The sequence below is a fragment of the Psychromicrobium xiongbiense genome (assembly GCF_030271165.1).
Lineage (GTDB): Bacteria > Actinomycetota > Actinomycetes > Actinomycetales > Micrococcaceae > Renibacterium > Renibacterium xiongbiense.
Genome location: NZ_JASSZH010000024.1, coordinates 239002 through 245333 on the forward strand (window position 1 = coordinate 239002; position 6332 = coordinate 245333).

The window sequence follows — 6332 nt, forward strand, 5'->3', positions numbered from 1 at the left end:
CGGCCGCGGCGAGTTGGTGCGCATGGCCTTGGCTTATGCGGGGGTCAGCGGCTCCTGAGGACACTGAGCGGTCGCGGCGGGGATCACACCGTCACTGAGCTGGCCCACAGAGCTGGCCGCCCAGCTGGCCAGCAACTGTAGCCGTTCTTCCGAATCGCTGCCGGGCGATGCGCTGTACGTGGTCAGCGTCCAGCCGGGCTGATCCGGCAGGGCGAACGCGTCGAAATCCAGCTCCAGCTCCCCCACCACGGGGTGATGAAGGATTTTGGAACCTGCCCGGTGGTGGCGCACGTTCCGCTGCGCCCAGAGCGAGCGGAATTCCTGCGAGCGGGTGGAAAGCTCCCCGACCAGAGCCCTGAGTTCCAGATCGTCCGGGTCCCGCCCAGCCTCAATGTGCAGCAGCGCGACGTTCGTGGCCGCTGTCCGTTGCCAGTGCGGGAAGGAAATGCGGGCCCGCGGATCCAGAAAGCAGAAGCGCGCCAGGTTCGGCTGGACCAGACCCGAGTTGCCCAGACCCGAATCGTAAAGCTCCGAGTACAAGGCCCTGCCCAGAGGGTTGATGGCCAGGATGTCCAGCCGCCCGTTCCGCACAAAGGCTGGAACCCCCACCAGGGCATCGAGCATGCGCTGGATGCTCGGACGGACGGATGCCATTTTCCGCGCGCCAGCCCGCGCACCTGCAGCGGCTCGTTGCGCCGTCGTCGGCCGTGAGCTGGCAGCGTGGGCCAGGTTCTGGAGGTGTTCCTCTTCGGCGGCATCGAGCTGCAGTGCCCGGGCCAGCGACGCCAGCACCTGGTCCGAGACGCCGGCCAGGTTGCCGCGTTCCAGGCGGGTGTAATACTCGACGCTGACCCGGGCCAGCATCGCGACCTCCTGGCGACGCAGGCCGGGAACCCGGCGGATGCCGCCATAGTCCGGCAGGCCGCTGTCCGTCGGGCTGACTTTGGCCCGGCGGGTCGTGAGGAACTCACGCACTTCGTCACGGGTGTTCATGCTGTCCACGGTACGCCGGGCTCCTTCCTTAGTGTCAGTGCGCTGGTCTGATCTTCCGGGCAGCCAGCACGGAGAGGAAGAGCAGTGCAGCGGCGATCCCAAAGCTGAGCTGCAGACCCTGAACGAAAGTCGCCGCGCCCGCCAGCAGAGCTCCGAATACGGCAATCGCCACCGCCCCACCCATCTGGCGGAAGGTGTTGAACACCGCGCTGGCAGTCCCCGCCTGCGCCGCGGGGACGCTGGCCAGGACCACCGCAGTGACCTGCGGCATCGCCATCGCGCCACCGGAACTTGTCAGGATCATCAGCACTGCCACCAGCACCGGCTGACCCAGCGACGCCGTCAACGCCATCGCGACAAGCCCTACGCCCATACAGGAGAGCCCCAGGACCACGGGCACCCGCGCACTGAAGCGGTTCGTCAGCCGGCCGCTGAACATATTGGCCAGGATCGCGAAGGCCGATGACGGCAGGAAGACCAGCCCGGCCTGCAGTGGCGGGAGCCCCAGGTGCTGTTGCAGGAAGAGGCTGGCGACAAAGACCAGCCCGAAGTTGGAGACCATGAAAGAAAATCCGGCTAGCAGCGAGATCCGCATGCCCACCGGCCGGAACAACTCCAGCGGCATCATCGGGTGCTGGACCCTTACCTGCAGGAGCAGAAACGCCGTCAGGAAAATCCCGGCCAGCACCAGGCTGATCCAGGCCAACGGAGCGCCAAACCCCTCGCTTCCGCCAGAGATCAGCCCGTTAAGCAGGGCACCGAGCGCGATGACGGAGGTCAGCTGCCCTGCCCAGTCGAACGGTACCGGGCGGCGAACCGAGGGCGTGACGACTCGGAGCATCACCAGCATGGCCAGGCACACCGGAAGATTGATCGCGAAAACCAGCCGCCAGTTCACCGTGACCAGAAGTCCGCCCAGAAGCGGCCCCACAGCTCCCGCCACCGCTCCACCCACAGCCCAGATTCCCAGCGCATGGGCCCTGCGGTTCGCCTCCGGAAATGCCTCACGGATCAAGGCCATGGAAGCCGGGAGCATCAGTGATGCGCCTGCACCCTGAAGGGCACGGGCGCCGATGAGGATCAGGATTCCGGGGGCCGCTGCGCAGGCCAATGAGGCGAGAAGGAAGAGGGCCACACCCCAGCCAAAGGCCTTTTTGGCGCCGATCCGGTCGGAGAGATTCCCTGAGAACAGCAGCAAAGCCGCGAACATCAGAGTGTAGCTGTCAATCACCCATTGCTGAGCCGCCGGACCGCCGCCCAGCTCGGCTGAGATCTGTGTGAGCGCCAGGTTGACGATCAGGATGTCCAGGGTGATCAGGAAGAAACCCAGGGAGCACAGGGCGAGCGTGACCGACGAGCGCGGGTTCTGAGCTGACCGACGAGTCTCCGCCTCCGCAGCCTGATTCAGCCCCATCTGCCGGTCAGCACCTCCGCGCGATCCGTCGCTGGCGCAGGAGTAACAGAGAGCGCACTGATCTCCGCCCGGAGCCCTGGCCGCATCTCAAAGTCCAGAGCGGCCAGCGAGGCTTCCAGCTGACCCAGATTCCGGCCCGCGATGATCGGGGCCGTCACACCGGGCTGCGCCATCGCCCAGGCGACGGCGAGCGTCACGGGGGAGACCTCGGCATCGGCCGCAAAGGCCGCAAAACGCTCTGCGGTGGTCAGATCCTGCTCCCGGCCGTAGCGGTCGCTATAGCGGGCATTCTCCACCAGGCGCCCCTGCTCCGGGCGGGAGCCGCCCCGGTATTTACCGCTCAGCAGGCCTCCTCCGAGCGGGCTGTAGCTGATCACCCCCAGGTTTTCCGCCTGGGCCAGCGGCAGAATCTCCACCTCGGCCTGCCGCTTGACCAGGTTGTACATCGGCTGGATCAGCTCGAAACGAGCCAGCGATTCCCGCGCAGAGATGCCCAGGCTCAGGGCGATCTGCCAGGCCGCCCAATTGCTCACCGCCGGGTAGAGGATCTTGCCGGCACGCTGCAGGTCGTCAAGTGCGCGCAACGTCTCTTCGATGGGCGTGTCCGGGTCAAAAGTATGCACAAAGTAGAAGTCGATCCGATCGGTCCCCAGGCGTCGCAGACTGTTCTCGACGGCCTGCACCAGGTGACGGCGTGAGAGTCCCTGCGTGTTGACGTCCTCGCCCATCGGGAAGCCGCCTTTGGAGGAGATCACCACGTCATCGCGCTCACTGGCCATAAACGTGCCCAACCACTGCTCCGAGACCCCGCCTGAATACACATTGGCGGTGTCGAAGAAGTTGATTCCCCGCTCGCGGGCTGCCTGATACATCTCCAGGGATTCGGCCTCATCCGCCTCGGCGCCGAAGGACATCGTCCCCAGCACCAGTGGGGAGACCTTCACGCCCGTCCGTCCAACAACCCGATAGTCCATCAGCGTCTCCTGCCTGCTCTTAGCTGTTCTGCGGTCAACCCCGCAGACATTTCTCCTCGTCAACGCTACGCCCATCCGCCGCAGCGCAGAGAGGCCCTGCCGTTAACCCGCTTGCGCCTGACCCCACCGACGTCGCTGCTGCCGCACCCCTCCCGCGCCGGGCCCGACTGTGAGATAACTGACCCATGGATATTCCTCGGCCCTCAGAAGAGGGCAAAGAGTTTTTCCGCTCGATCATCCCGGACGCTCCTGGCGTCGTCGTGAAGCCGATGTTTGGCAACCTGGGTGCCTTTGTGAACGGCAATATGTTTGCGGGCATGTTCGGCGAGAGCATCGGCGTCCGCGTTCTCGACGAAACCCTTCAGGCAGAGCTCTCCGCGATCCCGGGCACCGGTGCCTTCGGCCCAGCGGAGCGCGCGATGGGTGGCTACACCTCGCTCCCGGCGGACTGGCGTCAGGCGCCGGGTCTCGCCGCGGAGTGGATCGGCATCGCGCTTGAACAGGTGGGCCACCTCCCAGCGAAGCAGCCCAAGCCCCGGAAGAAGACCACGCCGTGACCTCGCGGTTCGCCGGCTGGTCGGTGGCCGCCGTCGAGTTCTATGAGGGCCTCGAAGCCGACAATTCCAAGGCGTACTGGTCTGAGCACCGGCACCTCTACGATGCCGAGGTTCTGGCGCCGATGGAAGCCCTGCTGAGCGATGTGGGCGAGGAATTCGGCGGGGGCAGGATCTTCCGCCCGAACCGCGATATCCGCTTCAGTGCGGACAAGTCGCCCTACAAGACGGCCATCGGCGCGATGCTCGGGCGGGGATATGTTGAGTTCTCGGCGCGTGGAATTGGCGTCGGTGCCGGACTCCACCTCATGGCTCCCGATCAGCTCGCCCGGATGCGCTCCGCTATCGCCGATGACGTCACGGGCCCGCAGCTCGAGGAGGCCATCGCTGCGCTTGCCTCGGAAGGACTCGACGTCATCGCGCGCGACCGGTTGGCAACCGCACCCCGCGGCTTCGCGAAGGGTCACCCGCGCATTGAGCTGCTGCGGAACAAGGACCTCGCTGCGTGGAAGCAGTGGGCCGCCTCCGAGCCGTGGATTCACACGGCGGAGGCGGAGCAGCGCATCACGGGCGTGCTCCGCGCTGCCCAGCCACTCGTGGCCTGGCTTGATGACAACGTTGGTGCCAGCACGGTGGAGCGCCGACGCTGAGCGCAGCCCACACGCGGGTGTGCGCCACAGGTGGGGAGTCGTGCCCGCCAGAAAACTGAAACAATGCTCTGGTGTCTGAATTTGGTTTTACCGTCGGTGCGCGCCTGAGCGACACCTCTCCGTCATCGCCCGCCCGCCCTGCCGAACATGCTGCGGAACGTCCCGCTGGAGGCGAGTTCATGGGCCGGACCGGCACCCTCACCACGCCGCACGGCCAGATCCAGACACCGGCCTTCATCGGCGTTGGCACCAAGGCCTCGGTCAAGGCCGTTCTCCCGGAGTCCATGGCCGAGCTCGGCGTCCAGGCGTTGCTGGCCAATGCCTATCACCTGTACCTACAGCCGGGGCCGGAGATCGTGGATGAGGCGGGCGGTCTGGGCGCCTTCATGAACTGGCCCGGACCCACCTACACGGATTCGGGCGGGTTCCAGGTCATGAGCCTGGGGTCCGGCTTCAAGAAGGTCATCGACATGGCGGGCGTGACGTCCGATGCCGAAGCCCCCGGCGCGGATGACCGGGTCGCCCCGGGCAAGGAGCGGCTGGCGCATATCGATGACGACGGCGTCTGGTTCAAATCCCATCTGGATGGGTCGCGGCATCGCTTCACCCCCGAGGTGTCCATGCAAGTGCAGCATCAGCTCGGCGCGGACGTGATGTTCGCCTTCGATGAGTTGACCACCCTGCACAATTCGCGGGGCTACCAGGAGGATGCGCTGGAGCGCACGCGGCTCTGGGCGGAGCGTTGCCTGGTGGAGCATGAGCGGCTCACGGTGGAGCGGTCCAGCAAACCGTATCAGGCTCTTTTCGGGGTGATCCAGGGTGCGCAGTTTGAGGATTTACGCCGGAAGGCCTGCCGGGATCTGGGCTCGATGACGGTGCCCGGAGGCGATTCGTCCCAGGAGGGGCGCTCGTTTGACGGCTTCGGCCTCGGCGGCGCCCTGGAGAAGGAGATCCTGGGCACGATCATCGGCTGGTGTGCGGAGGAACTGCCGGAGAACAAGCCCCGGCACCTGCTGGGCATCTCGGAGCCGGATGATCTGTTCACCGCCATCGAAAACGGTGCGGACACCTTCGACTGCGTCTCTCCCACCCGGGTGGCCCGCAATTCGGCGTTTTACACTCCGCACGGCCGCAAGAACCTGTCCAACGCCCGGTACAAGCGGGACTTCGGCCCGCTGGTGGAAGGCTGTGACTGCTATGCCTGCGCCAACTACTCGCGCGCCTACATCCACCACCTCTACAAGGCCAAGGAAATGGTCTCCGCAACGCTGATCTCGATCCACAATGAGCGGTTCACCGTGAAACTGGTCGATGACGCCCGGAAGGCCATCGAGGACGGAACGTTCTTCGACCTCAAGGCCGAGGTCCTCGGCAACTATTACGCCTCCTGAACCGTCCCTATCCCAACGTGCGTCACGCACAAGGGGACACGTTGGAACGGGAGGGATAGATTAAATCCATGCCCTTCACCACCCCGCCAGCCTTCACGTCCCGCCCCACACTGCTCGGCACCTTCGGCATGGCCGCCACCACGCACTGGCTGGCCAGTGCCACCGCGCAGTCGGTACTGGAGCGCGGCGGGAACGGGTTCGATGCCGCCGTGGCAGCAGGCTTCGTCCTGCACGTCGTGGAGCCTCACCTCAACGGCCCCGGCGGCGATCTGGTCGGCATCTTCACCACCGCTGCAGACCCGGTTCCCCAGGTGCTCATGGGTCAGGGACCCGCGCCCGCACGCGCCACCCGGGAA

Annotated in this window: 7 protein-coding genes; 4 read left to right on the top strand and 3 right to left on the bottom strand. The window is 65.9% G+C overall.

Annotation, left to right across the window (positions count from 1 at the left end; translation table 11 throughout):
- Nucleotides 1–33: 33 nt before the first annotated feature.
- Genes QQM37_RS10410 through QQM37_RS10420 form a run of 3 tightly spaced genes read right to left on the bottom strand, consistent with a single transcriptional unit; the run spans nucleotide 34 to nucleotide 3381 of the window.
- A complete protein-coding gene (locus tag QQM37_RS10410) occupies nucleotides 34–993 on the bottom strand; it encodes a helix-turn-helix transcriptional regulator (protein ID WP_285727219.1) in 960 nt (319 codons plus the stop codon).
- A gap of 34 nt (nucleotides 994–1027) precedes the next feature.
- Nucleotides 1028–2407 carry an MFS transporter gene (locus QQM37_RS10415; RefSeq protein WP_285727221.1) on the bottom strand — a complete coding sequence of 460 codons (1380 nt, stop codon included), beginning with the start codon at nucleotides 2405–2407 and terminating at the stop codon, nucleotides 1028–1030.
- Nucleotides 2398–3381: an aldo/keto reductase gene (locus tag QQM37_RS10420; RefSeq protein ID WP_285727224.1), complete on the bottom strand. Its 984-nt coding sequence runs from the start codon at nucleotides 3379–3381 to the stop codon at nucleotides 2398–2400. Before QQM37_RS10420 ends, QQM37_RS10415 begins: the two co-directional genes overlap by 10 nt.
- Nucleotides 3382–3566: 185 nt before the next feature.
- On the opposite strand from QQM37_RS10420, the gene QQM37_RS10425 reads away from it, so the two are divergent.
- From QQM37_RS10425 to QQM37_RS10440, 4 genes are all read left to right on the top strand, one after another.
- Entirely contained in the window at nucleotides 3567–3938 is a 372-nt protein-coding gene (locus tag QQM37_RS10425) for a TfoX/Sxy family protein (protein ID WP_285727226.1), read from the top strand.
- Nucleotides 3935–4585 (top strand): DUF2461 domain-containing protein, encoded by a 651-nt coding sequence (locus QQM37_RS10430; protein ID WP_285727228.1) that lies wholly within the window; start codon nucleotides 3935–3937, stop codon nucleotides 4583–4585. The genes QQM37_RS10425 and QQM37_RS10430 overlap by 4 nt, the downstream gene beginning before the upstream one ends.
- A gap of 71 nt (nucleotides 4586–4656) precedes the next feature.
- The gene (tgt, locus tag QQM37_RS10435; protein ID WP_285727230.1) at nucleotides 4657–5976 is read left to right on the top strand and encodes a tRNA guanosine(34) transglycosylase Tgt; all 1320 of its coding nucleotides are present in this window, start codon (nucleotides 4657–4659) and stop codon (nucleotides 5974–5976) included.
- Nucleotides 5977–6044: 68 nt separating this feature from the next.
- The coding region (locus tag QQM37_RS10440; protein WP_285727232.1) for a gamma-glutamyltransferase at nucleotides 6045–6332 on the top strand (288 nt) is incomplete at its 3' end.

What these genes read in the sequence shown, in the direction of transcription:
- QQM37_RS10410 (WP_285727219.1), bottom strand. Translation starts at nt 993, where the DNA reads ATGAACACCCGTGACGAAGTGCGTGAGTTCCTCACGACCCGCCGGGCC.
- QQM37_RS10415 (WP_285727221.1), bottom strand. Translation starts at nt 2,407, where the DNA reads ATGGGGCTGAATCAGGCTGCGGAGGCGGAGACTCGTCGGTCAGCTCAG.
- QQM37_RS10420 (WP_285727224.1), bottom strand. Translation starts at nt 3,381, where the DNA reads ATGGACTATCGGGTTGTTGGACGGACGGGCGTGAAGGTCTCCCCACTG.
- QQM37_RS10425 (WP_285727226.1), top strand. Translation starts at nt 3,567, where the DNA reads ATGGATATTCCTCGGCCCTCAGAAGAGGGCAAAGAGTTTTTCCGCTCG.